The organism is Anaerotignum sp., assembly GCF_030625865.1.
GTDB lineage: Bacteria > Bacillota > Clostridia > Lachnospirales > Anaerotignaceae > Chakrabartyella.
This window is the reverse complement of the sequence record NZ_DAOUQB010000002.1, coordinates 35,688-61,418: the sequence shown is the minus strand read 5'-3', so window position 1 is coordinate 61,418 and position 25,731 is coordinate 35,688. Positions and strand designations below refer to the sequence as shown.

Genomic DNA, 25,731 nt, shown 5'->3' with positions numbered 1-25,731 from the left:
AAAAACGTTATGATACATATTTAAAAACAAAAACAGCACAGTCCATTCCATGGAAATACTGTGCTGTTCTTTATTTTATTCCTTTTGATACCTTGAAATGTTCAAAAGAAGCCCAATCATAATTGTTAAAAACAAAAGTGAGGTGCCACCATAGCTAACAAAAGGTAAAGGCTGGCCAGTATTGGGAATAGTATTTGTAACTACCCCAATATTAATAATTGCCTGAAATGCAATAACCGAGGTAATTCCCGTAGCCATTAGTGTACCATATGTATCTTTTGCAGCCATAGCAATTTTAATCCCTCTCCAAATCAAAACTGCAAACAGTATAATGATGAGTGCTGCTCCGATAATCCCTAATTCTTCACAAATAATTGCAAAGATAATATCATTATGGGATTCGGGAACAAAGGTTTTCTGACGACTTTGCCCAAGCCCTAATCCAAAAATTCCTCCGGAAGCTACCGCATAAAGCCCTTGAATGGTTTGAAAACCTTTATTAATCGGATCTGACCAAGGATTCAGCCAAATTTTGATTCGGTTTAGTCGATAAGGAAATAATATAACGGCAAGTGCACCGGCAGGAATAAGGGCTGCTGCCCCCGCAACAAAGTACCAAATTTTAGGGCTACCAATAAATAACATAGTGAGCCCCATCAATAGAATCAATAATGCCGACGAAAAGTTAGAAATAGCAATCAACCCTACAGGGATTGCCAAAACCACCAAGGCTCTAAAGAACCCTTTAATATTCCCCAAATCCTGCCTGTGATTTACAATATAATGGGATAAAAAAAGCACCAATGCAAGCTTTGTAAACTCTGAAGGCTGGAACTGAAGCATTCCTACCCCAAGCCAACGTTTCTGTCCACCCGCCTCGATACCGATAAAGGGCAAAAGCAGTAAGAAGAAATTGGAAAGCCAGTATGCTATTAAAGAAAATCGACGCCAAAAATTATAGGGTATATTCATAACAAAAACCATTGCCACAGTACCTAATACCACCCAAACACTTTGACGTTTCAGAAAATAGAACATATCATATTTATATTTTGCGCTGGTCATCGTTGTATAGTAGCTGGCACTGAAAATCATTACAACGCCAAACAACATCAGCGTCAACACCACGAACAGAACCGTAAAGTCAAAGGAATCGGGCTTAATTCGTTTTCCTCTTGCTTTTGGTGCCTTTCTGTGGCTATTCACTCTTCCCATTTCCTCACTCCGTTCATTTGGATTTTAAATAAGGGCTTGAAAACTATGCTCAAAATTTTTAAGATCTAAAGACCTTGAAGCTCTGCCTCAACTCCACAAGGGATTTCATCCCTTGACCCACTTTTGAAAAATTTCTGTTTTCCAGGGGAATCCCCCCTGTTCTCCTTCGGAAAACCTATCCTTATTGGTAATCTTGCCTTTCAAAACATTGGCCCATTCTATTTTATAAATCCCCTCACCTGTTCTTTAAACATATCGCCACGCTGTTCATAGTTATCAAACATTCCCCAGCTTGCACAAGCGGGTGAGAGCAAAACACAATCTCCCGTTTCTGCCTTTTCCTTGCAAAGGCATACGGCCTCTTCAAACGTTTGGCAAATAGATATGTTCTGAAATCCAAATTTTTCAGCAGATTCCTTAATCTGCTGGGCAGTAACCCCTATCAAAACAAGATGCTTTACTCTGCCCTTAAAAAGCTTCGTCCATTCGTCAAAGGATACCCCTTTGTCATAGCCCCCGCCAATTAGTATAATGGGTTTTTTCATGGCAAGCACCGCCCGAATAGAGGCATCCGTATTTGTTCCTTTTGAGTCATTATAATAATCTACGCCGTCAACCGTGGTAACATACTCAATTCTATGGGCAACACCGGAAAAATTTTTCAAAACACTGCAGATTATATCTATAGGCACCTTTGCAGCAATTGCCATAGCCGATGCCGCCATAACATTTTCATAGTTATGCACCCCTAAAACTTGGAGGTCATGAATAGAAATTAAATCTTCGTCCATTCCGTCCCAGCGAAAATGAATCATATCTCCTTCCAGATAAATCCCTTCATCTAAAGGTTCTTTGCTGCTAAAAAAGAATACCTTCGCCTTTGTTTTTTCTGCCATCTTACAACAAACCTCATCGCTGTAATTCAGAATACAAAAATCGCCTTCCTCCTGATTTATAAAAACACGCTCTTTCATAGCAATGTAATTTTCCATGGTTTTATGACGATTTAAGTGATCCGGGGAAATATTCAAAACTGCACTGATATGTGGACGAAAGGTTTTCGCCTTCTCCATCTGAAAGCTGCTGATTTCAGCCACTACCCAATCATCTTCCGATAGCCGGTCAACTTCCCCACTATAAGAAACGCCAATATTACCTACCACTGCTGTATTCGGTTTTACTGCCTTCATAATCTCTCCCACAAGGGTGGTTGTAGTGGTTTTACCATTTGTTCCCGTAATTGCAGTCACAGGGCAAGGGGTGAAACAGTACGCCAATTCAACTTCGCTAACTACAGGTATCCCCCTCTCCTCTGCCTTTAGAATAAATGGAAGATCACAGGGAATCCCTGGACTTAGCACAACCAAGTCCTGCTCCAAAACAATATCACAAGGGTTTGATCCTAAAAACAATGAAATTCCTTCGTCCTCTAAAAGCTGAGGGTCTTTTACTTCCTCACGCTTTTTCATATCCTGTAATGTTACCCTTGCGCCCATTGTATTCAAAAGTTTGGCAGCAGAAACACCACTTTTGGCCATACCGCAAACCAAAACCCTTTTGTCCTTATAACTCAACATATATTCCTTCTTTCCGTGAGTTTTGCAGCCTAAAAACAGCTGAAAAACCATAACAAATAATTAAATTATGCAATAACGGTTGTTTCGCTAACAAAAAAACTTAAAAAATATTCTTGCAGCCTAAAAATCCTATCAAACATAGCATGGCTGTTGCAACATAAAACAATGTAACAACCTTCGTTTCTCTCCATCCACTCTGCTCCAGATGATGATGAAACGGTGCCATTTTAAATAGTCTCTTACCTGCACCATATTTGCGCTTTGTCAGTTTAAAAAAGCCCACCTGCAACATTGTACTGATTGATTCTAAAAGATAAATAAACCCTACAATCAGAATAAAAATGGGCATTTTTAAAATGAAAGCCGTAGATGCAATAAATCCACCCAAAGCAAGAGAACCGGTATCACCCATAAAAACTTTTGCCGGATATGAATTAAAAATCAAAAAGGCAAGTAAGCCACCAACAATCGCGCCGCAAACAGGTGCAACGGTACTGCCGGATGCCCAAGCAACCACAGCAAAAAAAGCTGCTACAATCAGTGTTACGCCACCTGCCAAGCCATCCAAACCATCGGTCAAATTGACTCCGTTTACCGTTCCCAAAACAGCAATAAATAAAAATGGAATAAAAAGGATTCCCAAGTCTATGGTTACACCGTTCCCAAAAGGAATATAAACTGCTGTACCAATGCCACTTTGAAAGATATACCAGCAAAAAGCACCTGTCACAATCAGCTGAAGCAGGATCTTCTGCATTGCCCGAAGCCCCAAGGAACGCTTTTTCACAACCTTGATATAATCATCCAAAAATCCGATAATTCCGTAGCAAACCGTTACCAAAAGAATTACCGTGCCATCTTTATTTCCTTTCATGAAAAAGGCGGCAGCCACTGCAAAAGCGATTAAAAATGCAATCCCTCCCATGGTGGGTGTGCCTTGTTTTTGTAAATGGCTTTGAGGGCCATCATCCCTTACGTTTTGTCCAAATTTTAATCTATGCAGCATTGGAATCATAACGGGACAAAGGATAACCCCCACCACAAAAGAAATAATGATCGCATATACTGCCTGTTCCAAAGATCCCACTTTAGTTCACTCCCTGTATTTTCTCTACGGTTTTTTCCAACGCCATACTTCTGGATGCCTTCACCAAAATGCTATCTCCCTTATTCAGCAATTCCAGTCCATGATTCCAGAAATCTTCCTGACTGTCATAACGATGAATTTCTTTTATTCCCTTGTTTTTTGCCCCCTGCTCCATGTACTCACTAAATTTGCCGATGCAAAAAAGAAGTTCAACCCCTTTTTCAGCGGCATATACGCCAACCTCTTCATGCATTTCGGTGGCATATTCCCCAAGCTCACCCATAAACCCTAAAATGGCCACCTTACGCCCATCAGCATTTGCAAGAATATCCAATGACGCTTTCATAGATACAGGATTTGCGTTATAAACATCGTTTAAAACTGTTGTTCCGTTGTCAAGCTTCATAATGTTCATTCTATTTTTCGTTGGTACAAAGTTTTCAATTCCCGCCTTCATTTCTTCAAGGGTAAGCCCCATTTCAAGCCCCACTGCCACAGCAGAAAGCGCATTCAAAACCATATGCTCCCCTGGCATAGGCACGAGAACATCAAAGGAGCCTGCAGGTGTATGCACACAGCATTTTGTTTTTTCCATACCCAATAATTCAAGATTTTCAGCATAAACATCTTTTTTATTTTCCACACCAAACCAGCGCAGCTTTTGATGAAGTTTCTCGTCTAAAGTAACGAGCATGTCATTATCAGCATTTAAAATTGCCACACCATCTTGGGGCATAAAATCAAACATTTCGCATTTTGCCTTCAAAATTCCTTCTCTGCTGCCTAAATATTCAATATGAGCAACCCCTACATTGGAAATCAACCCCAATTGGGGGCGAACCACCTCTGCCAAAGCGTGAATTTCTCCAAAATGATTCATTCCCATTTCAATTACTGCAATTTGATGATGGTCTTCCAATCGAAATAGTGTTAACGGAACACCAATGTCATTGTTATAATTGCCTTGGGTCCAAAGAACATCATACTTTTGGGCTAAAACCGATGCAACCATATCCTTTGTTGTTGTTTTACCAACGCTGCCGGTTATTCCAATAAAAGGTATCTTGAATTTATTCCTATAATGTGCCGCCAATTTTAACAAAGCCTTTTTCACATCAGGAACCAAAAGCAAGACACTACCCTTTTTCGGTGCAATCACCTTTGAGGATAAACAAGCAGCAACACCCTTTTCAAAGCACTCCGCCACAAACTGATGTCCATCTAAACGCTCTCCCTGTATTGCAAAAAACAAACTGTCCTTGTTAACCTCTCTGGAATCCTGAGTAATATGAGAAATATTCTTTTCCAAAATCTCATCCAGCTCATCAACAGCAATTACTTTTGCATCTGTAGCTTGAATTATTTCTCGAATGGTCATTTTTTTCATATGCAATCCTCACCAAAAGCCTTTCGTATTTCTTCCATATCGTCAAAGTGAATGGTACCATCTTTAAAAATCTGATAATTTTCATGTCCCTTTCCTGCAATGATAATCACATCGCCTGCCTTTGCCATCTTCGCCCCTTCTATAATTGCTTCTCTTCTGTCAGCAATTTTTACATATGGACATTGGGTTTTTTTCATTCCTATCTCTACTTCATTTAAAATGGTCAAAGGTTCTTCCGTTCTGGGGTTATCGGAAGTAATGATACAATAGTCTGAACCATTGCCTGCAATTTCTCCCATAATAGGTCGTTTCGTTTTATCTCTGTCGCCGCCACAGCCAAAAATTGTAATAATGCGTCCCTTGGCAAATTCCCCTGCAGTTTTTAAAATATTGTCTAAGCCATCGGGTGTATGGGCATAATCCACAACGGCTTGATACCCTTTTTTGCTGCGAACAGTCTGAAAGCGTCCTGCCACGCCGCGGTTTTCTTCCAAGCCGCTCACAATATCTTCCATAGGAATTTCTAATAACAAACAGGCACCAATAGCCCCCAAGGCGTTGTAAACACTAAACCTTCCAGGTGTACTTAAATGCACATCATATTCCTTCCTATTCCAAGTCAAAGAAAAATCTGTACCTTGAGCCGAAATTACAATATCCTTCGCCCTCAAATCAGCTTGTGCTTCAACAGCAAAAGTTAACACTTGCCCCCTTGCCTTCTCCTTCATAAAAGCACCGGCTGGATCATCTAAATTGATTACGCTTTTTTTTGTCCGTTCAAATAGTTTGGACTTCGCTTCCTTGTATTTTTCCATTGTCTTATGATAATCCAAGTGATCTTGGGTAAGATTTGTAAAAATCCCAATCTCATACTGAATCCCATCGACCCTGTGTAAATCCAAAGAATGGGAAGAGACCTCCATTACCACATGAGTAACCTCCTCATTTACCATGGTATGCAACAGTTCCTGCAATTCTTTGGATTCCGGAGTGGTTCGCTCCGTATGAATCACTTTATCACCAATGCGGTTTTCTATGGTTCCTACTACGCCAACTTTTTTCCCAAAATGATCTAATACGGATTTAATCAAATATGTGGTTGTCGTTTTTCCATTTGTTCCGGTAACACCTACAACATGCATTTTTGAAGACGGCGCATCAAAAAAATTCACCGCCAAAAGAGGCAAAACCTCACGGGTATTTTCCACTTGTATAACCGTAACATTCTCATTGATTTCCTCGGGCATATACTCACAAATCAAAGCAATAGCACCACTTTCTACCGCCTGCGCCGCAAATTTGTGCCCGTCCCTTTGAAATCCTGTAATACACACAAAAACATCTCCCTCTATTATCTTTCGGGAGTCATACTCAATCTTTTTCACTTCCATGGCGGGATTTCCTTGCAACATCTCGTAGGTGACCCCTTTTAACAGCTTTTTCAATTCCATGGCTGTTTCCTCCTTTTGTTAACTACAAATCGAAGTTTTCAGCTTTTATTTCTGAAAACATCCAACAAACGGTAAAAATCACTCAATCATTTTACTCATAATAAACAGTGATTACAACCCTTTTTGTATTCATGCATACCTCTCTTTGGTATTAGATGTAAATAACCTCTGACAAGCAGCCTTCCTTGCGGGAAAACATGTATTTTATCGAATACATAAAATGCAATAAATCCGCAAGGAAGAATGCTATAGAAGTTACCAAAAATATTCTGGAAAAAGTATACCACATTTACGCTTTACTACCAAATTTTTTTATCTGTAAATCGTCAATATAACAAACACTTCTTTTTTTGTTAATCTATTCCAAATAAACAATGACCTCCGTCCCTTTGTTTATTGTCTCTCCACTGGGTGGCAACTGCCTTTGAACGGTTTCCCCTTCTCCACGAACACTCATAGTAAGACCTTCTTTTTGAATCGTGTTTTTTGCCTCCTGTAACGTCATACCAATTACATCAGGCATGACAGCCTGTTCTTTTGCAGCTTCTTCAGCCTCTTTTTCGTTGTATTCAGGCTCAACTCCCAAATAAGGCAAAATATTTTTCAATAGCTCCTGCATAACAGGCCCTGCAACCGTACCACCATAATAAACCCCCTGGGGCTCATCAATCAAAACAAGAGCCATGACCTGAGGATTTTCCGCAGGTGCAAAGGACATAAAGGAAGCAATATATTTGCCGCTCTTTCGAGGTAATTTTTCTGAGGTGGCCGTTTTACCGCCAATACGGTACCCGGGGATATAAGCTTTGCTACCCGTACCCTCTGCAACAACACTCTCCAGAATCATTTTCATGGTTTCAGAGGTTTCCTTTGAAATAACCTGTTCCCCTTTATCATACTGATACTCTTCAATTAAATTACCTTCTTCATCGGCAATCCCTTTTGCAAAATGGGGTGTAACTAAGTACCCTCCATTTACAATGCAGGAAGCAGCTCTTAAAAGCTGTAACGGTGTAATTTGAAAAGACTGACCAAAACTCATAGTTGCTAATTCCACAGGCCCAATATTCTCAAGTTTATGGATAATCCCCACTGCTTCCCCAGCAAGATCAATTCCTGTTTTTTGGTCAAAACCAAACTTTTTCATATAATTAAGAAACCTTTCAGCCCCTAAACGCTCAGCGACCTCCATGAAAACAGGGTTACATGAGTTTTGCACACCCTCCACAAATGTTTCTGCACCGTGAGATCGGGGATAACGCCAGCATTTAATACGCCTATCGCCGGCTATGTAATATCCTCTGCAGTAAAATGTGCTTTCCGGTGTAACCACACCTTCCTCAAGCCCTGCCGCAGATGTTACAATTTTAAAGGTGCTCCCGGGCTCGTAGGTATCATTTATGGCCGTATTACGCCACATAGCATTCAAATAATCGTTTCTTTCTTTTTCCGAAAAGGTATTCCAAACTGCTGCCAAGTCATCATCATTAATGGTGAAAGGATCGTTCAAATCAAAAAACGGATAGTTTGCCATAGCATAAATTTCACCATTTTGCGGATTAAGCACAATAATAAGCCCATGATCAGCGCCCTTGGTTTCTACCGCCTTTGCAATGGTTTGTTCCGCATATTGCTGCATTACAACATCAATCGTGGTTACCAAATTTTTTCCGTCTTCCGGAGGAATTCTATCCTGTTTGCTGTCTACCTCATTCCCTCTGGAATCAGTAAGCGTCAAAATTTTTCCTTGCTTTCCCTCTAACGTATCATCATATTTTGCTTCCAGACCCAAAATACCTTGGTTGTCCTTTCCCACAAATCCAATGACCTGAGCTGCCATTTCAGAAAAAGGATACACCCGCTTAACATCCTCATCCACCATTACACCGGGAACTTCTGCCTTTCGGATTTCCGCCGCCAACTCACTGTCCACCTTTGTCTTGATTCTCACCAAGGCAACGTTTTCCTGAACCTTTTTTAAAACCGTTTCATAATCCAGATCCAGTTTTTCTGCCAAATAAGATGCAGTTTTTTCTTTGTCCTTGGCTTGTATAGGAATAACACTAACAGCATTTACTGTTTCCGTCAACGCAATTCCTACACCATTTCTATCCAAAATACTGCCTCTTTTCGGCATAATCAGCCTATCTCTTGTCTGCTGCTCATATGCCAGTTCCTGCCATTGCTGCGAGCGAAAAAGTTCAATATAAATAATTCTGCCAAGCAATAAGGTAAAGCCAAACATGGCCCCCAGCAGAAAAACTAATAGCTTCTTCTTAACCCCTATGGGCGGTCGTTGCATAAAAACACCCCTGCCTTTTCCATTTATAAAGAATATATGGAAAAAACAGGGCGTGTATGCGTATAAGTGGGAAGCATGCATCGTGAAAATACAAGTCCCCTCCTTATGAAAGCTTTAGATTCATTTGATAATCTATCACCTTATCATTCGCTCCATTGCATTTTTGAAGAAAGCCTCTTTAATTCTTAAGACTTAATGCTTCAAATATATTATATAGATATTTTAGCCGTTCTGTGTTGCATCTGTTTTGGCTTCCAGCTTTATTTTAACTTCTTCACCTTTTTCAACAGATACCCCATATTGGGGATTTTGAGAAGATACAATACCATCGGTATCTCCTTCAAATACCACCTCAAACCCTGCATTCGTCAATATAGAAGTTGCATCATTGTAAGTTTTGCCCATCACGTTTGGCACTGAAACCGTTCCTTCGTCCCCGGATGCTTTTTCAACATACAAAATTATCTCACTGCCCTTTTCAACCGTGGCACCACTTTTGGGAACCTGATTGGAAATGGTGTTTCCTGTACCTACAACTTTATAAGTCAATTCCTTTGCATCTAAATCTGTTACTACATCATAGGTTGAACTGCCAACATAATCAGGAAGTACAACAGTTTCTTTCGTTGTCAAAGCCGAAGCTGCCTCTGCCCCCTCCGTTGGCTCCAAATTCTTATATTTAATAATTTTCTCCATCAAAGACTTTGTCATAGGTGCAGTGCTTTGTACCCCATCGGCATAATCTTCCGGCAAATAGATAACTGTTAATATGATATATTGAGGATTTTCCGCAGGGAAGTATGCCATATGTGTCAATGCCCAAAGGTCATCCCTTTCTCTGTCACCCTGCTCGGCTGTGCCCGTTTTGCACCCAATGGAGTACCCAGGAATTTGAACTTTTTTACCTGTTCCTCTCTCTACTGTTGCCTTTAAAGCAATCCGTAAATAATCAGAAGTTTTTTTCGAAATAACCTGACGAACCACTTCCGGCTTATTCTCATATACAATATCTCCTTTTGGATCAATCACCTGAGAAACAACATAAGGCTTCATCATATTCCCGCCGTTAATCAGCGCAGAAAAAGCAGTTAAAACCTGAATTGTAGTGCAGTTAAAAGTTTGTCCAAAAGAAATGGTAGCCAATTCTACAGGCCCAATACCAGATAAAGAGTGCAATAGATGTGCCGAATCCGCTTCACCAGGCAAATCAATACCGGTTTTTTGACCAAAGCCAAATTCCATTTGATAACGAAAGAGTTTTTCTGCCCCAAGTTTTTGCGCAATCTGAATAATTCCCACATTACAAGACTGGGCTAAAATGTCTTCCACATTGACCGTTCCATGTCCGCTATGCAAATGACAATGAATGGTAGTGCCACTTACATCTATAGAGCCACCACAATAAAAAGTTGTTTCCGGTGTAATAACCCCTTCTTCCAACGCCGCAGCAGCAACCAAAGGCTTATAAATTGATCCCGGTTCATAGGTGCTGCTAATGCTGAAACATTTCCACATATTATTCAGATATTCCATTTGTTCTTTGCTGCTTTTTGCTTCCCATTCTGTCTTAAATGCAGGATCGGTTTCCACTTGGGGAGGAATACCCGGATCATTTAAATCAAAGCTATTTGATTCCGCCAAAGCTAAAATCTCCCCTGTGTTTGGATCCATTACCAGTGCAGCAATATTTTCAGCAGGCCATTCATTCATCGTTTCATCTACAACATCTTCCGCATACTGTTGAATGGTATAATCAATGGTGGTTACCACTGTATCACCGTCTTGCGCCGGATAATCTTGATAAGTAATGTCGTTGGCACCATCATAGAGTATAAAAGAGCGCCCAGGTGTACCCACCATATAATCATTATACTGCCCTTCTACCCCCCATTGGGACCCCCCTCGAGTAAAGCCTAACAGGTGGCAGGCTAAATTCTTCAGAGGATAAGAACGCTTGCTGGTTTGTTCATAATAAACACCCTTTAGATTCAAGGCCTCCAATTCCTCTTTCAAAGAGCGGTCAATGCCCTTCACCAAGTATTTCCAGTTGTTAGGTAAATTGATTTCTCCCGTTGTAGGGTTCTCTGTTATATAATCCTTTAGGGTTGTATAATCTAATTCGGGAAAATACTGGCATAAGGTTGTTAACGTTTTTTCCTGTTCTTCCGTTTTGTTTTCGGCCAAAACCAAAGAATCCAGAACCACATTATAAACTGCAGTGGAAACAGCCAATACCTGCTCGTTACGATCCAAAATACTACCTCTGTTTGGTGCAATCACCGCATCATAGCGGTTAATTTGCTGATTTTTTGCAGCCGCCTCATATTCCTCTCCATGAACAACCTTCAAATAAACAACTCTGCTCAAAATAATAACAAAAGTTACGATAAATACAAAAAGAATAAAAACAAATTTATTTTTTGCTTTTATTCCCATTGTGGTTTTTTTCATTATGCATCAATCCTTTTTCAACCGATTTGTAATATTTAAAAATCCGGAATCTTTTTTTTCGTCTGTTGTGTCCGCTGCGTATTGAATTGTATAGCTTTGCTTAGGTACATCTATGTAGACAATCTGATAAGGCTGGGGTTCCGCCATTCCCAAACGGGTTGTGGCTTGCGCTTTAATATAATCCAAATCAATCTGTTCTGTTAATTCTGCTTCCAAAATAGCGTTGCTGGCTTGCAAATCCGACAACTGCCCTTTTTCTTTTCTCAGTTCGAAGTTCTCCTGGGTCACCTTCACATGCATCCCCATAAAAGCAATGCTGCCGGCAAAAAGAACCATAATCACTGCAATAAGTTTGAAAGCGGCAATTCTACTTTCCCTAATTTCAGCTTTTCGTAATTTTTCCTCTGCCAGTCGCTCTTTTTGTTCATTTTCATCAGAATAATAGGGGGTATACTCCGGCTGCACATCATAAGCAACGTTCCCAAAGGAATAGTAGGAGGAACCTCTATATGCATTTTGATTTTTGTCCAACCGCTTTGCAGCCATAACTTAATACCCCTTTCCGTTTATTTTTCTACCCCCTCTAAAACACGCAATTTTGCGCTTCTGGCACGGGGATTTGCTGCCAATTCTTCTTCGCTTGCGATAATAGGTTTTCTCGTAATCACCCTACCTGTCTGCTTCCTACCACAAACACAGACCGGAAACTGCGGTGGGCAAATACAGGGGTTTTCTTGTTTACGAAAAGCCTCTTTTACAATCCTGTCCTCCAAGGAATGGAAAGTTATAATACAGAGCCTTCCTCCCGGATTTAATCTATGAGAAACATCATCGATGGCACGCTGTAAAACCTCCAACTCGCCGTTTACTTCAATGCGGATTGCTTGAAAGGTTCGTTTTGCAGGATGTGGACCATCCTTTCTGGCCCCTTTCGGCACTGCCTTTTTAATGACATCAACCAGTTCTCCTGTTGTTTCTATTGGCTTGTCCTGCCGTTCTTTTACGATAAACTGAGCAATCCTCCTTGCCCAACGCTCCTCACCATAACTGAAAATAATACGGTTCAGCTCATCCTCATTATACTCATTCACTATTTCATAAGCTGAAAACGGTTTTGTCATATCCATTCGCATGTCCAATGGTGCATCATGCTGATAGGAAAACCCACGCTCTGCTTCATCCAACTGATGAGATGAAACACCAATATCTAAAAGCATGCCATCTATTTTTTCAATTTCCAACTGATTCAAAATATTCTCAATATTCCCGAAGTTGTCATGAACAAAAGTAATTTTGTCTAAATACTCTTTTAATTTTTCCCTCGCCGCTTTATGGGCATTTTGATCTTGGTCAATGCAAATCAGCCTTCCCGTAGTCAATTTTTTTACGATTTCCAGAGAATGACCGCCGCCGCCCATAGTACCATCCACGTATACCCCGTCAGGCTTAATATTTAAATTTCCAATACACTCCCAAAGAAGTACAGAAACATGATGAAATTCCAAAATAGTTACCCAAGGCAGCTTGGCTGCACCCTTTCTGATATTTTTTATAATCTACGGCCTTCGTCCAACGCCGCTTAACTCTCAAAAACCAATAAAAGATGAATCCTTTTGCAGTTCTATGGTAAAGTAGAAATTATATTCCCAAATTCTCCATCTCAAAGGCCAAATCATTGCTGATAAAATTTTCTTCATTGTTATACTCGTTCCAGCTATCCTTATTCCAAATTTCCACCCTGTTGTTAACACCAATGGAAACCACATCTTTCTTCAACCCTGCATATTCTCGAAGGTTTGCCGGCAAGTTTATTCTACCCTGATTATCTAAGTCACATTCAATGGCTCCGGCAAAGAAAAAACGTACAAATTTTCTTGCACCGCTGTTTGTTAGGGGGAGTTGTTTCAGTTTTTCTTCAAAAATTGCCCACTCGCTTTTTGGATAAGCAAACAGACAGTTATCCAAACCTTTGGTCACTACAAAATGTTCGCCTAGACCTTCTCTGAATTTCGCAGGAACAATTAAGCGCCCTTTGGAATCAATAGAATGTTGAAATTCACCAAGAAACAATTTGCAGTCACCACCTTTCACCAAAAGAAGAACAAATTGAGGTTAATTAACCATTTTCAACCACTTCTCTCCACTAATAACCACATTGTAATATATTTAACGGGATATGGCAAGCCCCCAGCCCCAAAAATGTTGCGATTTTTTTATAAAGAAACCTTGATAATTCAAGGATTTTTCTCTATAAGTTTCAAAACATATTAACATTCGACAAAGGCAATCCTCATCCATTCTCCACCATAAATGAATTACCAGAAAAATAACCGCAAAAACATGGGGGCATTCTCCACAACAGGTGAATAAAATTGATTTTTCATTCAAATTTATATCTAAAGATAATCCTCCATTTTCCTCCACAAATATAAAAAGAACAGGTATCGCAAAAGCAATACCTGTTCTTTTTATATTTCAACAAACTCAAATTCATAATTGCAAAATGAGCATACCCCTTTATTTTTTAACGCATACAACATTTTTATCCTTTTCCCACATGGATAAAAAAAATTAATGCTTATATGCTTCTGCCAGCTTTTTAAAAGATGGTAAAGCCCGCTCAATGGTATCTCTTGCTACACAATAGGCAATTCTAACGTAACCTTTACAGCCAAACCCATCGCCCGGTGTCATTAAAATTCCAAACTCCTTGGCTTTGTTTACAAATGCAACATCGTCTTCCTCCAATGCCTTTACAAACAAATAAAATGCTCCTTGAGGCTTCGCACATTCAAAACCATATTGAATTAAAGCATTATACAAAATTCCTCTATTATTATCGTAAAATGCAATATCTGACTTCTCATCACAGCATTTTGCAACCACCAATTGCTGCAACGCAGGGGCATTTACAAACCCCAATACACGGTTAGCAACGCCTGCTCCATAAACCACATCCTGAAAATCCTCCACAGACGAAGGAATGGTTAAATAGCCAATTCGATCCCCGGGAAGAGAGAGAGATTTTGAAAAAGAATAAGCAACAATGGTGTTTTTGTAAATTTTCGGTATATATGGCACCGTTGCCCCGTCAAATACCAATTCCCTATATGGCTCATCAGAAATTAAATAGATAGCATTTCCAAATTCCTTTTGTTTTGCTTCTAAAACTTCCGCAATTTTTTTCAGAGTTTCTTCGTCATAAACCACTCCCGTAGGATTATTGGGATTATTGATAATAATCGCCTTTGTTTTAGGGGTAATAGACTCCGCCAGCTTTTTTGCATCGGGCAAAAAAGAAGGAATATTGGGCTCAATAGCAATCAATCGTCCCCCTGCGTTGGCAACATATACGTCGTATTCTGAAAAATAGGGAGCAAAGGTCAAAACTTCATCTCCTTGGTCTAGTAAAACCTTCAAAATCACGTTTAAGCCGCCAGCCGCACCTGTGGTCATAACGATATTTTCGCCTGTGTATTCCTCTTGAAAGCGATGATTTAGGCTTTCCGCAATGGTTTGACGTACAGTAGGGATACCCGCACCATCCGTATAGCTGTGCAATGCCAAAGAATCCATATTTTCCAACAGTTCAATGGCTGTTTTATTTACAGAAAGAGGTGCCTTCACGTTGGGGTTGCCAATGCCAAAATCAAAAACATTTTCGTCTCCTAAAATTTGACGCATCCGCTTTCCCTCAGTAAATAATGCGCTGATGGCAGCACTCTTATCCACCAAAATCTTCATATTTTTTGAAATCATGGCTTATTCCTCCTTCTCATTTCCGTTTTTTAAATACAACATAGCTTCCTTGTATCCCAAAAAGCCCTTCCCCATAATTGTTTTAACGCAAGCTTTGCCTGCATAGGAAATCTGACGAAAATCCTCTCTTTGGCTTACATCAGAAAGATGTACCTCCACTGTTGGCAAATTCACCGCCTTCAGTGCATCCAAAATAGCAACACTGGTATGGGTGTACGCTGCTGGGTTTATTACTATTCCCTCTGTGCCATCATCATAAGCCTGTTGAATACGATCCACCAAGGCACCCTCGTGGTTGGACTGATAGACCTTCACCATCATCTCATTTTCTTTGGCAGTTTCTTCAATTAAACGTACCAAGTCATCATAGGTTCCACTACCATAGATGTTTTTTTCACGAATACCAAGCATATTTAGGTTAGGGCCGTTTAATACCAGTATCTTCATACTCCACCGCCCCTTATATTTCAGAGTAGCATCCAAGGAAGGAGAGCTTATCTACTGATAATTCCATGTCCTTCAATAAAGTCAATACATGGGAGGAGAATACAGAACCATCTATATCAAAATAGAAACGGAATTCAAAATCTTTGCCCGGAATAGGACGACTTTCTAACTTACATAGATTCAGGCCATGACAAGCAACCTTACCAATCATTTCATGCAAAGAGCCGGGTCTATGCTCCACAGAAAGCAACAAACTAATTTTATTTGCACCAGCATAGATCTCCATATTTTTCGCAATACAGATAAATCTGGTATAATTATTTTGATTGTTCTGCACATCCTCTTGCAGGATATCCAAGCCATAAAGTTTTGCACACTCTGCGGAAGAAAGAGCCGCTATATCCGTACGGTCACATTCCGCAACATACTTTGCCGCTGTTGCAGTATTTTCAAAAACAGTAATTTTCACATTGGGCAAAGATTTTAAAAATTCACTGCATTGCTGTAATGCCTGATCCTTAGAAATAATTTCTTTAATATCAGACAGCTTTGTACCTTTTTTTGTAACAAGGGCATGGTTAATATGAAGCTTCAATCCTTTAACAATATAAAATTTGTGGCGAACCATTAAATCATATACTTCGGTTACGGAACCGGCTGAACTGTTTTCGATTGGCAAAATACCATATTGACAAAGACCCATTTCCACTGCATTGAATACACTTTCGAAGCTGTTGAAAAACATAGTATTGGGCATGGAGAAGAGCTTTCCGCAAGCACGTTCTGCATAAGACCCTTCCACTCCCGCACAAGCGACCACAGCTTTTCTGGGAAATTCCATTTTAGGCTCTTTGATATTGGAGAGGATTTCTTGAGTAAGAGATGTTTCTTTCGATAATATTCCAGCCTGATAGCTTCTGCTTACCTCAAATAAGGTTTGATAAAGGGTATGCACGTATAACTCAAACTCTTCTCCCGCTGTTTCCATGGCACGCTGCAACACTTCATTTTCTCTTTTTTTATCCAAAACAGGAAGATTATTTTCCGCTTTTGACTCACCAATCTTTGCAGAAGTCTTCATACGCTCCACGAACAGCTTCACAATTTGATCGTCAATTTCATTTATACTGTTTCTTAATGCTTCTAAATCCATCTTTTATTCCTCCTTTTATTAAGCACAATGCTCGTCAAAACTGCTTTTATCATCACTTTATAAGTTAAACTATTACAAATTTCTTAACCCAATCTCATATAAATCCAAAATAGCAATTGCCATGGCCGCCTCCACGCAAGGCACTGCTCTTGGAACAATGCAAGGGTCATGACGCCCGGTAACGCTTAAGGTAGTATTTTTTCCTCTTTGAAGGCTTACTGTATCTTGGTTTTTGCTAATAGAAGGTGTCGGTTTAAACGCCGTTCGAATCAGCAAAGGCATACCGCTGGAGATACCGCCCAAACTGCCTCCATGATGATTCGTTCTTGTTTTTATTTGCCCTGTTTCTTCTATATAAAAGCTATCATTATTTTCCGATCCAAAAAGTTCTGCAACACCAACCCCCTGTCCAAATTCTACGCCTTTTACAGCAGGAATGGCAAATAATATGGAGGATAGCTTGCTTTCCAGCCCATCAAACATGGGTTCACCAATGCCCACAGGTAATCCAATGGCAACACTTTCAATGATTCCGCCGACGGAATCCCCTTGTTCTCTGGCTTTCTGAATGATGCCCTTCATTTCTTCCGCCGCACTGGCTTCAATGGTCGGGAATTCTTTTGATGTAACCTTAACCAATTCTTCCTTTGTGATACCTATGGTATCAAAGTCCTTGTCTCTCCCTTGGTGAATAGAAAGTATGTGAGCACCTATGGAAATCCCTCTGCGTTCCAAAATCTGCAAGCAAACCGCCCCTGCAAAGCAAAGAGGTGCTGTTAATCTTCCAGAAAAATGACCGCCGCCTCGGTAATCCTGAAACCCGCCGTATTTTATTTCAGCAGTAAAGTCTGCATGTCCCGGTCTTGGCATATCCTTAAGCTGGGTATAATCCTTGGAACGGGTATTGGTATTTTCTATCATTCCGCAGATTGGCGCACCACAGGTTCTACCGTTAAACAGACCCGAAACCACACGAACCTGATCCCCCTCTTTTCTGGGAGTAGAATAGTCATTTTTACCGGGAGCCCTTCTATCAAGGAAATGTTGTACTGCCTCAAGATCAATTTCCTCCCCAGCAGGCAAACCATCAATCACAACACCGATTGCTTCTGAGTGAGATTGTCCAAAAATACTTATTTTCACTTTTTCTCCAAAATTAGAAGACATCCGCAGCACCCCCCAATCTTATAAATTCTGCAAAAAACGTAGGATAAGACTTGGAAACCGCTTCTGCCCTTTCAATAACTGCTTCTACACCCAAAGCTGCTGCCGCAATGGCAAGGGCCATAACAATTCTATGGTCATCGTAAGAATCCAAAATAACCTCATTCGAAGGCATATCACTCCCTCCTTCAATGATAATAGATTCTTCCTGTTCCGTTACCTTTACACCAAGCCTTTGCAAACCCTCTGCCATTGCCTTAAGGCGGTCACTTTCTTTCATACGCAGTCTTCCTGCATTATAAATCACGGTTTTTCCTTGGGCTACCGTTGCCGCCGAGCAAAGAACAGGAACTAAATCCGGTATTTGAGATGCATCAATGGTAATTCCACTTAAATTTCCAGCAGAAACCTGAACCTCATTTTCTTGCCACGCAACCTTTGCACCAAAACGTTCCATTAAGTTAACAATCTCTTTGTCTCCTTGGCAGGAGTCCTTACGCAAACCGGTACAAGTAATATCGCCGCCAGCACCCCCTGCAACAACCCAAAATGCAGCGCCCGACCAATCGCCTTCTGCTGATATTTCAAGGGGAGAATGATAGGTTTGACCACCTCTCACAGAAAAACCCCAATCCTGCTGTTCAATTTCTATCCCGAATGCTCTTAGTGTTTCCAGTGTCATGTCCACATAGCCCTTGGACTCTGTTTGTGTGGTAAGACGAATCTCACTTTTTTCCGACAAAAGGGGTAACGCAAACAAAAGTCCTGTGATAAATTGAGAACTGATATTTCCCGGCAAAGTATAAACACCACCGGTAATCCCACCTGACATTTCAAGGGGTAAGGAATTTTCCTTTACCAAACATCCGTGGCTCCTAAGCTCCTCCAGCAAAACCCCAACGGGTCTTTCCGGCAATCTGCCTTGCCCCTCCATGATAGCGTGTTTTCCTAAAGCCGCTACAATGGGAAGTAAAAATCGCAGCGTAGAACCACTTTCCCCGCAATCCAACACAGCATCCTTTGTTTGCGCTGCCCAAAGAGGCGTAACTTCAACCATACCGTTATCACGTTTTATCCTACAGCCTAAAGCTTCCAGACAATTTTTCGTTGCCTCAATATCATTAGACCAACCTTCAACCATAATCCTCGTCGGCTGATCGGCTAATGCCGCCGCAATCAGCAAACGGTGGGCATCGGATTTGGAAGAAATGACCTTTATGTTCCCTCTCAGGGTACTTTTTCCGATTCTAATATTCACTCGTTTCACCTACTTTTCATAGCCTCTGCCACTAATTGCTCTACCTCTTTCACAGGAACTTTTACCAGATGGCATCTTCCTATTTTTTCAGGAAAAACAAAACTAATTGCTTCTCCTCTGCGTTTTTTGTCCATCAACGTCCCCTGGGCAATTTGTTCAACTGAGAACTCCGTTTTCGTAGGCAAGCCGTTTTTCACAAGTGCTCTGTCAATCCGTTGGGCAAGCCCACGCTCTCCAATGCCTCTTTCCTCAGCAGCCTTGGCAATAAGATACAACCCTATAGCAACAGCATGGCCATGGGAAATTTTAAACCCACTTAATTTTTCTATAGAATGCCCCAAGGTATGCCCAAGGTTTAATAACTGACGTTCCCCGTTATCAAATTCGTCCCGCATTACAATGTCACGCTTCATGGAAACACAAATTTCTATGGTTTCCTCCAAATCTTGCAGAAAATCCAAAGACTCTACCTTCTCAAATAATTGTTCATTTCCAATTACACCGTATTTCAACGTTTCGGCAACGCCATCGGCAAAAATTTCCTTTGGCAGGGTCAGCAATGCATTGGTATCGCAAAGAACCAGTTTGGGCTGATAAAATGCACCCGCCATATTTTTCCCCGCCTTTAAATCTATCGCTGTTTTCCCGCCAACAGAGGAATCCACCGCTGCCAAAAAAGTAGTGGGGATTTGAACAAAACCAATGCCTCTTTGGTATACAGCTGCGGCAAACCCCGCCATATCGCCAACAACTCCCCCGCCTAATGCAATAATAATATCCTGCCTGGTCATTTCGTTCTCAGCAAGAAATTCCAAAATATCACTAAGGGTTCCGATATGCTTGGAGCCTTCTCCCCGGGGAAAAGCAAATTTACATATGGAAAACCCTGCATTTTCCAAAGAATGGGATACTGTCGCCGAAAATAAAGAATCCACCTTGCTATCTGTAATAATTGCCGCTTTACAAAGATTCACCCGCTTGGAAACTTCTTTCCCAACTTGTGTCAGCAATCCTTTCCCAATTAAAATATCATAATCTGACGATGTACTTACCTTCACTTTTCTCATAGGCAACCTCATTCAAATTCTTTTACTTCATCAATGGCAAGGCGTTTTTCCTTGCCTTCCTTTAACATATCTCTAAGTTTTACGCTATCTTTTTCCCGTATTGCTTTGCTATAATCTTGCAATCGAGTAATCAAACCATCAATTTCATCTGCAAGGAAATCGTTGTTATCCAAAAACAGTTCCGTCCACATGGTTTCATTTAGTTTTGCAACTCGAGTCATATCATGAAAACTCCCGGCAGAAAAACCCTTAAATTTGGGAGATAATTCACTTTTAATGTATGCACTGGATACAACATGCGCCAACTGAGAGGTATACGCAATCATTTGGTCATGCTCTGCATCCGTAGCCACCTGCATTCTGGCAAACCCAAGGCTTTTAAAAAATAAGCTTAATTCATTCATGGGTGCAATGTCCGTCCCGGTGTAAGGTGTTAAAATCATGGTTGCCCCTTCAAATAGTGCAGACGTTGAATAAGTAAAACCACTACGCTCAATACCCGCCATGGGATGGGCACCGCAAAAAATAAATCCGTTTTCCGCTGCAACGGCCTGTAAAGGTTCACAAACCACACGTTTGATTCCGGCGCAGTCAACCACCATTGCTCCTTTTTTAAATTTAGAAGCAAACTTTTTCACATAATCCACTGTTGCTCCGGGATATAGGGCAATTAAAACCAAATCACAATCAGAAGGGTCTCCTCCTTCCAAAATATCATGCACTGCTTCAGCCAGCTTCCCACTGTATCGCACCATCTCCGATTCATCCCAACCATAAACGATATGCTCCGTTTTCTGTTTTATTGCCTTTGCCATGGAGCCACCAATCAGCCCCAAGCCAATCACTCCAATTTTCATATGCTCACCTCAACCTGTTTTCTAATTCTATTGGGAGGCTGTTCTTGGTTTTGGTCAATAAACAACCCCCATCTTCTAATTTTCATATATGCAATAGCACTTAGTCTTCGAATGTGCAAGCAAAAGGTCTTAATTGGAATACCGCCTTTGCTACATCGTCAAATGCCTCCGGAGTCAAAGATTGTGCTCCATCACACAAAGCATGTGGAGGATCATTGTGTACCTCAATCATTAAGCCGTCTGCCCCTGCCGCAGTTGCCGCCATTGCCATGGGTTTTACCATGTATGAGTAACCTAATGCATGGCTAGGATCAATGACCACAGGTAGGTGCGTTAACTTTTTCAGCACAGGAATAATAGAAAGGTCTAACGTATTTCTGGTTCTTGTCTCAAATGTACGAATCCCTCTTTCACAAAGAATCACGTTTTCATTACCACCCGCCATAATGTATTCTGCACTCATTAACAATTCATCAATGGTATTTGCTAAACCTCTTTTTAAAAGTATTACCTTATTCGTTTTCCCCAGCTCTTTTAAAAGTTCGAAATTCTGCATATTTCTTGCGCCAACCTGAATTACATCCACAGGGTCAAACAAAGGCAAGTGTGTGATGTTCATAATTTCAGAAACGATGGGCAAACCCGTCAATTTCTTTGCTTCAAGCAAAAGGTTGATTCCTTCTCCATGCAAGCCTTGGAACGCGTAAGGGGAAGTACGAGGCTTGAAGGCACCGCCACGGAGCATTCCTGCACCAGATTTCTTTACGCATTCAGCAACATAGCAAACCTGTTCTCTTGATTCAACAGAGCAGGGTCCAGCAATAATCTGAAATTCTCCTCCGCCAATTTTCACACCATTTACATCCACAACCAGTCTTTCATTATGGAATTTTTTATTGGCATTTTTAAAGGGTTCCTGAATTCTTTGCACTTTTTCCACAATATCCAAAGAGCGAACTAAATCCACATCTACACTGGAAGTATCTCCTACCAGACCTACAATGGTATGGTTCACGCCAACAGACATATGGGTGCCAATGCCCATACTTTTCAACCACGCTTTTAAATTATCAATTTGTTCCGGCTTTGTTCCGTTTTTCAATACTACGATCATGTTATATCCTCCTTCATTCTGTCCAATGTTTTTAATTTGAAAGATTTTTGTAAATATATAGAATCCATACATACAACATTTGGCTTTTTCAATATAAAAAGAAAGACTCCGCAGCGAATCTCACTGCGAAGTCTTATTAGCCTTCTTTTTAGAAAAAACCATCACAACTAACCGTCTTTTCTCACAGTAAAATTCACTTTGAATCTCTGAAAACACGGTAAAAGTAAAAGTATGTAGTTGCAGCAAAATTGATCTGATTCATATTCGCAACCTCTTTCACAATTATTTTTGGTATTTGGTTATTTTTAAACATACTACCACAAAGGCAAATGTCTGTAAACCCCTATTTTTAAAATTTGAAAAAAATAGTATAGCAAACTCTAATCTCCTAAATAACAATGGTTCAGTCTCCCAAAAAAAATCACTTTGATTAAAAACCAAAGTAATTTTAATAAAGCGAAAGATTTTCCCCATTTCTTCCTTATTTACAAAATATCACAATGCGTGAAGTTTGTCAACTTAAAACATTCTTCGACAATGTTGTTTTTTTAAAACATAAAAGAATATATTATTCTAATTATCAAAAATCAGAATTCCCTTCTTTATTCAATATTTTTTTAGTTAACGGTTAAAATAATAAAAAAGGAGGTGTAGCTATGGCATTTACTCTTGATAAAAACGAACTAACACAAACTTTAGCAAAAAATACACTAGATAATATTCCTTCTCCAAATCCCAATGCAAAAAAAATCACCGGGCTATTAAAACAAAGCGGAAAAATAAAAGGCTATCAACTTTCAGATAATACACTCATTGATAAGGATGACGCCATTGAACTAGCCCGCCAGGGTGGTATAGAAGGTGTAGGAATCGCCCATCGTGGAAATACAGAATATTTAAAATCAATCCCCGACGGCACAGAGGACAATAACTTGTCTCATTTACCAACCATTTCAGTAAATAAATAAGTTATAATTAAAACCACGCGTTTAATGAAGTTGTCAAGTTAATGCAGACAATTTAAAAACCACCTTAAGGAAAGCCTTGTTCAGTTCTATATTGAACAGGGCTTAAATATTTTAAGGCGTAGGCGGGACGCTGATTATAAAATACTCAACATATTTATTTAAAAATTCAGGAAAATCTGTTTTCTCCTCTTTGCTATAATCGCAACGTATTTCAGCTTTAATCCATTAATAGATTCAATGATAGGATTGATGGAATTATCCGTCGGAGTTCCTACTCGTAACTTATTGGGGTCACATCAGCGGTTATATTTCTTGTCTACTTTGATTTTACAACTTCATCAAACGTGTGGGTTTCTTTTCTACAAAAAAGCAGCCCTTTCTACCAAGTAAACGGTAAAAAGACTGCTTATTTTTATTTAAAATCCTTACAGCTTCACAATTTCTCTCTGAAATTCATTATTAATAATCTGACCAAGGGCAGCGTAAATTGCACTACCACCACAGAAAATACCTTCATAGCCAGCTATTGTTTTAATAAAATGGCTGCCTGTAAAATCGCCCAGTGACAACAGGAAGAACAATAATGTCAAAGAACCAAAAACCACTCTCGAAGCCATGTTGTGCTTAAAAGTACCAATAAACATACCCATTGTAAAAATACCCCACAGCAATAGATAAAATCCCATAGAAATTTCATCTGAAGCCTGTACAACACCTTGCGGAATCACAAAGGGCAGCAACCAGATTCCCACCAAAGACCACCAGAATGTTCCATATGCAGTAAAAGCAGTTGCACCAAAGGTATTGCCTGATTTAAACTCCATAATGCCTGCAACCACCTGAGCAAGCCCGCCCAAGAAAAGCCCCATACTAATAATTACTGCTGATAATGAAATAATACCTGCATTATGTAAGTTCAACAAAATTGTAGTCATGCCAAAGCCTAACAGACCTAAAGGTGCCGGGTTTGCAATATTGCTTTTTGGGCTACTCATAAATAATTTCCTCCTAAATTTTCACTTTAATATTCACTTTTTTTACCGCTTTTTGCCCGAACTTTACCAAACTATAAAAATTCGGGCTATTAAGGAACAATTTATCATACAACTTAAAATTTAATATTATTTTTTTTCAAAAATTTAATATCCTCTTGGCTTAGTTCCGCCTTTTCTAATAAATCAGGGCGCTTTTGTGCCGTACGAATCAATGCCTGCTCCCTGCGCCATTTTTCTACATTTCCATGATGACCGCTAAGTAATACTTTTGGTACCTCCCTATCCTTAAAAACAGGAGGTCGAGTATACTGGGGATATTCCAGAAGGCCTTGGGAAAAGCTCTCGTCCTCAAAGGAAGCTTCTTTACCAAGAACACCTGGTGTTAAACGAGACACAGCGTCGATCATAGTAATTGCAGCCAATTCGCCACCGGTTAGTACAAAATCCCCCAATGAAATTTCATCAGTAACAATTTCTTCGATCACCCGTTCATCCACACCTTCATAATGACCGCATAAAAAAACCAGGCTCTCCTCCTGCGCCAATTCCTCTGCCATACGCTGGGTAAAAGGCTTTCCCTGGGGCGTCATGTATAAAACCCTTGCCTTGCCCGCCTTTGGTAATATGCTTTGATAGGCATCAAATATAGGCTGTGGCTGCATAACCATACCGGCTCCGCCGCCATAGGGGTAATCATCCACCTGTAAATGCTTATTCATGGAAAAATCCCGAATATTAATGGCTTCTATGGAAATGAATCCATCTCTTTGGGCTCTTCCCAAAATACTATGGGAGAGCGTTTCCTGAATCATTTCGGGAAATAATGTTAACACAAAATAATGCTTCATTATCTCAACCCTTCCAGAAGTGATACTGTCATAACACCAGCTTCCAAATCCACCTTTTTGATACAATCTTTGATGGCAGGAATTAAAAGTTCTTTCTCATTAGGGCTTTTTTGCACTGCATAAACGTCGTTTGCACCCGTAACGTAAATTTTAGTCAACACACCTAATTCTTCCCCATCGTCAGTAATAACCTTTAATCCATACAAATCTCTGGCATAATATTCATCCTCTTCTAAAGGAATGGCTAACGAATCAGGAATCAAAATCGTTCCGTTTTTGTAAAGCTCTGCTACATTAATATCTGTTATTTCTTTTACGGTAAGCAAAACAAACTGTTTATGATATGCTACCTTTTGTATATGAAAGGTTTCTCTCTTTCCTCTGATTTCTACAATAATTTCTTTTAAGCGCTCAAACCTAGTAGGATCCTGTGTTGTAGGAAACACACGCATCGTCCCCTTGATTCCATGAGTACCTGTAATCTTTCCAATTTCAAAATACTGTTCCATACACACCTCATGATAAAATAATAAATTCTTCATAATAAAAACAGGCAGGATGCACGCATCATGCCATTAAATTACATAATAGATATTTCGGCTTACCCGAAATATCACAACATACTCAACTA

At 40.1% G+C, this 25,731-nt stretch carries 22 protein-coding genes; 1 reads left to right on the top strand and 21 read right to left on the bottom strand.

What is annotated here, in order from left to right:
* Positions 1-75: 75 nt before the first annotated feature.
* The 18 genes from ftsW to aroF form a co-directional block, all read right to left on the bottom strand.
* Positions 76-1,215 (bottom strand): putative lipid II flippase FtsW, encoded by a 1,140-nt coding sequence (ftsW, locus tag P9Q65_RS01230; RefSeq protein ID WP_304507262.1) that lies wholly within the window; start codon positions 1,213-1,215, stop codon positions 76-78.
* A gap of 218 nt (positions 1,216-1,433) precedes the next feature.
* Positions 1,434-2,789, bottom strand: a complete 1,356-nt coding sequence (gene murD, locus P9Q65_RS01225; protein ID WP_304507304.1) for a UDP-N-acetylmuramoyl-L-alanine--D-glutamate ligase — start codon at positions 2,787-2,789, stop codon at positions 1,434-1,436.
* A 103-nt stretch (positions 2,790-2,892) separates the two neighbouring features.
* A complete protein-coding gene (gene mraY, locus P9Q65_RS01220) occupies positions 2,893-3,879 on the bottom strand; it encodes a phospho-N-acetylmuramoyl-pentapeptide-transferase (protein WP_330695106.1) in 987 nt (328 codons plus the stop codon).
* A gap of 1 nt (position 3,880) precedes the next feature.
* The gene (locus P9Q65_RS01215; RefSeq protein WP_304507261.1) at positions 3,881-5,266 is read right to left on the bottom strand and encodes a UDP-N-acetylmuramoyl-tripeptide--D-alanyl-D-alanine ligase; all 1,386 of its coding nucleotides are present in this window, start codon (positions 5,264-5,266) and stop codon (positions 3,881-3,883) included.
* Entirely contained in the window at positions 5,263-6,717 is a 1,455-nt protein-coding gene (locus tag P9Q65_RS01210) for a UDP-N-acetylmuramoyl-L-alanyl-D-glutamate--2,6-diaminopimelate ligase (protein WP_304507260.1), read from the bottom strand. The genes P9Q65_RS01215 and P9Q65_RS01210 overlap by 4 nt, the downstream gene beginning before the upstream one ends.
* A gap of 358 nt (positions 6,718-7,075) precedes the next feature.
* Complete coding sequence (locus P9Q65_RS01205) at positions 7,076-9,019, bottom strand: penicillin-binding transpeptidase domain-containing protein (RefSeq protein WP_304507259.1); 1,944 nt, start codon at positions 9,017-9,019, stop codon at positions 7,076-7,078.
* A 222-nt stretch (positions 9,020-9,241) separates the two neighbouring features.
* Complete coding sequence (locus P9Q65_RS01200; protein WP_304507258.1) at positions 9,242-11,470, bottom strand: penicillin-binding transpeptidase domain-containing protein; 2,229 nt, start codon at positions 11,468-11,470, stop codon at positions 9,242-9,244.
* A 6-nt stretch (positions 11,471-11,476) separates the two neighbouring features.
* Positions 11,477-12,016, bottom strand: coding sequence for an FtsB family cell division protein (locus P9Q65_RS01195; protein WP_304507257.1), 540 nt, complete (start codon positions 12,014-12,016; stop codon positions 11,477-11,479).
* A 20-nt stretch (positions 12,017-12,036) separates the two neighbouring features.
* Positions 12,037-12,975, bottom strand: a complete 939-nt coding sequence (gene rsmH / locus P9Q65_RS01190; protein ID WP_304507256.1) for a 16S rRNA (cytosine(1402)-N(4))-methyltransferase RsmH — start codon at positions 12,973-12,975, stop codon at positions 12,037-12,039.
* A gap of 133 nt (positions 12,976-13,108) precedes the next feature.
* The gene (mraZ, locus tag P9Q65_RS01185) at positions 13,109-13,540 is read right to left on the bottom strand and encodes a division/cell wall cluster transcriptional repressor MraZ (RefSeq protein WP_304507255.1); all 432 of its coding nucleotides are present in this window, start codon (positions 13,538-13,540) and stop codon (positions 13,109-13,111) included.
* A gap of 501 nt (positions 13,541-14,041) precedes the next feature.
* A complete protein-coding gene (locus P9Q65_RS01180; RefSeq protein ID WP_304507254.1) occupies positions 14,042-15,229 on the bottom strand; it encodes a pyridoxal phosphate-dependent aminotransferase in 1,188 nt (395 codons plus the stop codon).
* A 3-nt stretch (positions 15,230-15,232) separates the two neighbouring features.
* Positions 15,233-15,676, bottom strand: a complete 444-nt coding sequence (gene aroQ / locus P9Q65_RS01175; RefSeq protein ID WP_304507253.1) for a type II 3-dehydroquinate dehydratase — start codon at positions 15,674-15,676, stop codon at positions 15,233-15,235.
* A gap of 13 nt (positions 15,677-15,689) precedes the next feature.
* On the bottom strand, positions 15,690-16,829 hold the full coding sequence (locus tag P9Q65_RS01170; protein WP_304507252.1) for a bifunctional chorismate mutase/prephenate dehydratase: 1,140 nt from the start codon (positions 16,827-16,829) through the stop codon (positions 15,690-15,692).
* 72 nt (positions 16,830-16,901) lie between these two features.
* Complete coding sequence (aroC, locus tag P9Q65_RS01165; protein ID WP_304507251.1) at positions 16,902-17,996, bottom strand: chorismate synthase; 1,095 nt, start codon at positions 17,994-17,996, stop codon at positions 16,902-16,904.
* Complete coding sequence (aroA, locus tag P9Q65_RS01160; RefSeq protein ID WP_304507250.1) at positions 17,986-19,251, bottom strand: 3-phosphoshikimate 1-carboxyvinyltransferase; 1,266 nt, start codon at positions 19,249-19,251, stop codon at positions 17,986-17,988. Before aroA ends, aroC begins: the two co-directional genes overlap by 11 nt.
* 5 nt (positions 19,252-19,256) lie before the next feature.
* Positions 19,257-20,318: a 3-dehydroquinate synthase gene (gene aroB / locus P9Q65_RS01155; RefSeq protein WP_304507249.1), complete on the bottom strand. Its 1,062-nt coding sequence runs from the start codon at positions 20,316-20,318 to the stop codon at positions 19,257-19,259.
* A gap of 8 nt (positions 20,319-20,326) precedes the next feature.
* A complete protein-coding gene (locus P9Q65_RS01150) occupies positions 20,327-21,175 on the bottom strand; it encodes a prephenate dehydrogenase (protein WP_304507248.1) in 849 nt (282 codons plus the stop codon).
* Between the two features lie 100 nt (positions 21,176-21,275).
* The gene (aroF, locus tag P9Q65_RS01145) at positions 21,276-22,289 is read right to left on the bottom strand and encodes a 3-deoxy-7-phosphoheptulonate synthase (protein ID WP_304507247.1); all 1,014 of its coding nucleotides are present in this window, start codon (positions 22,287-22,289) and stop codon (positions 21,276-21,278) included.
* Positions 22,290-22,945: 656 nt separating this feature from the next.
* On the opposite strand from aroF, the gene P9Q65_RS01140 reads away from it, so the two are divergent.
* Positions 22,946-23,257, top strand: a complete 312-nt coding sequence (locus P9Q65_RS01140; RefSeq protein WP_304507246.1) for a DUF3892 domain-containing protein — start codon at positions 22,946-22,948, stop codon at positions 23,255-23,257.
* A 425-nt stretch (positions 23,258-23,682) separates the two neighbouring features.
* Here P9Q65_RS01140 and P9Q65_RS01135 read toward each other — a convergent pair whose 3' ends face one another.
* The 3 genes from P9Q65_RS01135 to rimM all read right to left on the bottom strand — a co-directional run bounded on the left by P9Q65_RS01135 (position 23,683) and on the right by rimM (position 25,609).
* Entirely contained in the window at positions 23,683-24,252 is a 570-nt protein-coding gene (locus tag P9Q65_RS01135) for an acetate uptake transporter (RefSeq protein ID WP_304507245.1), read from the bottom strand.
* A gap of 113 nt (positions 24,253-24,365) precedes the next feature.
* The gene (gene trmD, locus P9Q65_RS01130) at positions 24,366-25,100 is read right to left on the bottom strand and encodes a tRNA (guanosine(37)-N1)-methyltransferase TrmD (RefSeq protein ID WP_304507244.1); all 735 of its coding nucleotides are present in this window, start codon (positions 25,098-25,100) and stop codon (positions 24,366-24,368) included.
* On the bottom strand, positions 25,100-25,609 hold the full coding sequence (rimM, locus tag P9Q65_RS01125; protein ID WP_304507243.1) for a ribosome maturation factor RimM: 510 nt from the start codon (positions 25,607-25,609) through the stop codon (positions 25,100-25,102). Before rimM ends, trmD begins: the two co-directional genes overlap by 1 nt.
* Between the last annotated feature and the right edge of the window lie 122 nt (positions 25,610-25,731).

Excerpts from the sequence above, each read along its gene's own strand:
- ftsW (WP_304507262.1), bottom strand. The coding sequence starts at position 1,215 with ATGGGAAGAGTGAATAGCCACAGAAAGGCACCAAAAGCAAGAGGAAAA.
- P9Q65_RS01215 (WP_304507261.1), bottom strand. The coding sequence starts at position 5,266 with ATGAAAAAAATGACCATTCGAGAAATAATTCAAGCTACAGATGCAAAA.
- P9Q65_RS01210 (WP_304507260.1), bottom strand. The coding sequence starts at position 6,717 with ATGGAATTGAAAAAGCTGTTAAAAGGGGTCACCTACGAGATGTTGCAA.
- P9Q65_RS01205 (WP_304507259.1), bottom strand. The coding sequence starts at position 9,019 with ATGCAACGACCGCCCATAGGGGTTAAGAAGAAGCTATTAGTTTTTCTG.
- P9Q65_RS01200 (WP_304507258.1), bottom strand. The coding sequence starts at position 11,470 with ATGAAAAAAACCACAATGGGAATAAAAGCAAAAAATAAATTTGTTTTT.
- P9Q65_RS01195 (WP_304507257.1), bottom strand. The coding sequence starts at position 12,016 with ATGGCTGCAAAGCGGTTGGACAAAAATCAAAATGCATATAGAGGTTCC.
- P9Q65_RS01180 (WP_304507254.1), bottom strand. The coding sequence starts at position 15,229 with ATGATTTCAAAAAATATGAAGATTTTGGTGGATAAGAGTGCTGCCATC.
- aroQ (WP_304507253.1), bottom strand. The coding sequence starts at position 15,676 with ATGAAGATACTGGTATTAAACGGCCCTAACCTAAATATGCTTGGTATT.
- P9Q65_RS01170 (WP_304507252.1), bottom strand. The coding sequence starts at position 16,829 with ATGGATTTAGAAGCATTAAGAAACAGTATAAATGAAATTGACGATCAA.
- aroC (WP_304507251.1), bottom strand. The coding sequence starts at position 17,996 with ATGTCTTCTAATTTTGGAGAAAAAGTGAAAATAAGTATTTTTGGACAA.
- aroB (WP_304507249.1), bottom strand. The coding sequence starts at position 20,318 with ATGAGAAAAGTGAAGGTAAGTACATCGTCAGATTATGATATTTTAATT.
- P9Q65_RS01150 (WP_304507248.1), bottom strand. The coding sequence starts at position 21,175 with ATGAAAATTGGAGTGATTGGCTTGGGGCTGATTGGTGGCTCCATGGCA.
- aroF (WP_304507247.1), bottom strand. The coding sequence starts at position 22,289 with ATGATCGTAGTATTGAAAAACGGAACAAAGCCGGAACAAATTGATAAT.
- P9Q65_RS01140 (WP_304507246.1), top strand. The coding sequence starts at position 22,946 with ATGGCATTTACTCTTGATAAAAACGAACTAACACAAACTTTAGCAAAA.
- P9Q65_RS01135 (WP_304507245.1), bottom strand. The coding sequence starts at position 24,252 with ATGAGTAGCCCAAAAAGCAATATTGCAAACCCGGCACCTTTAGGTCTG.
- trmD (WP_304507244.1), bottom strand. The coding sequence starts at position 25,100 with ATGAAGCATTATTTTGTGTTAACATTATTTCCCGAAATGATTCAGGAA.
- rimM (WP_304507243.1), bottom strand. The coding sequence starts at position 25,609 with ATGGAACAGTATTTTGAAATTGGAAAGATTACAGGTACTCATGGAATC.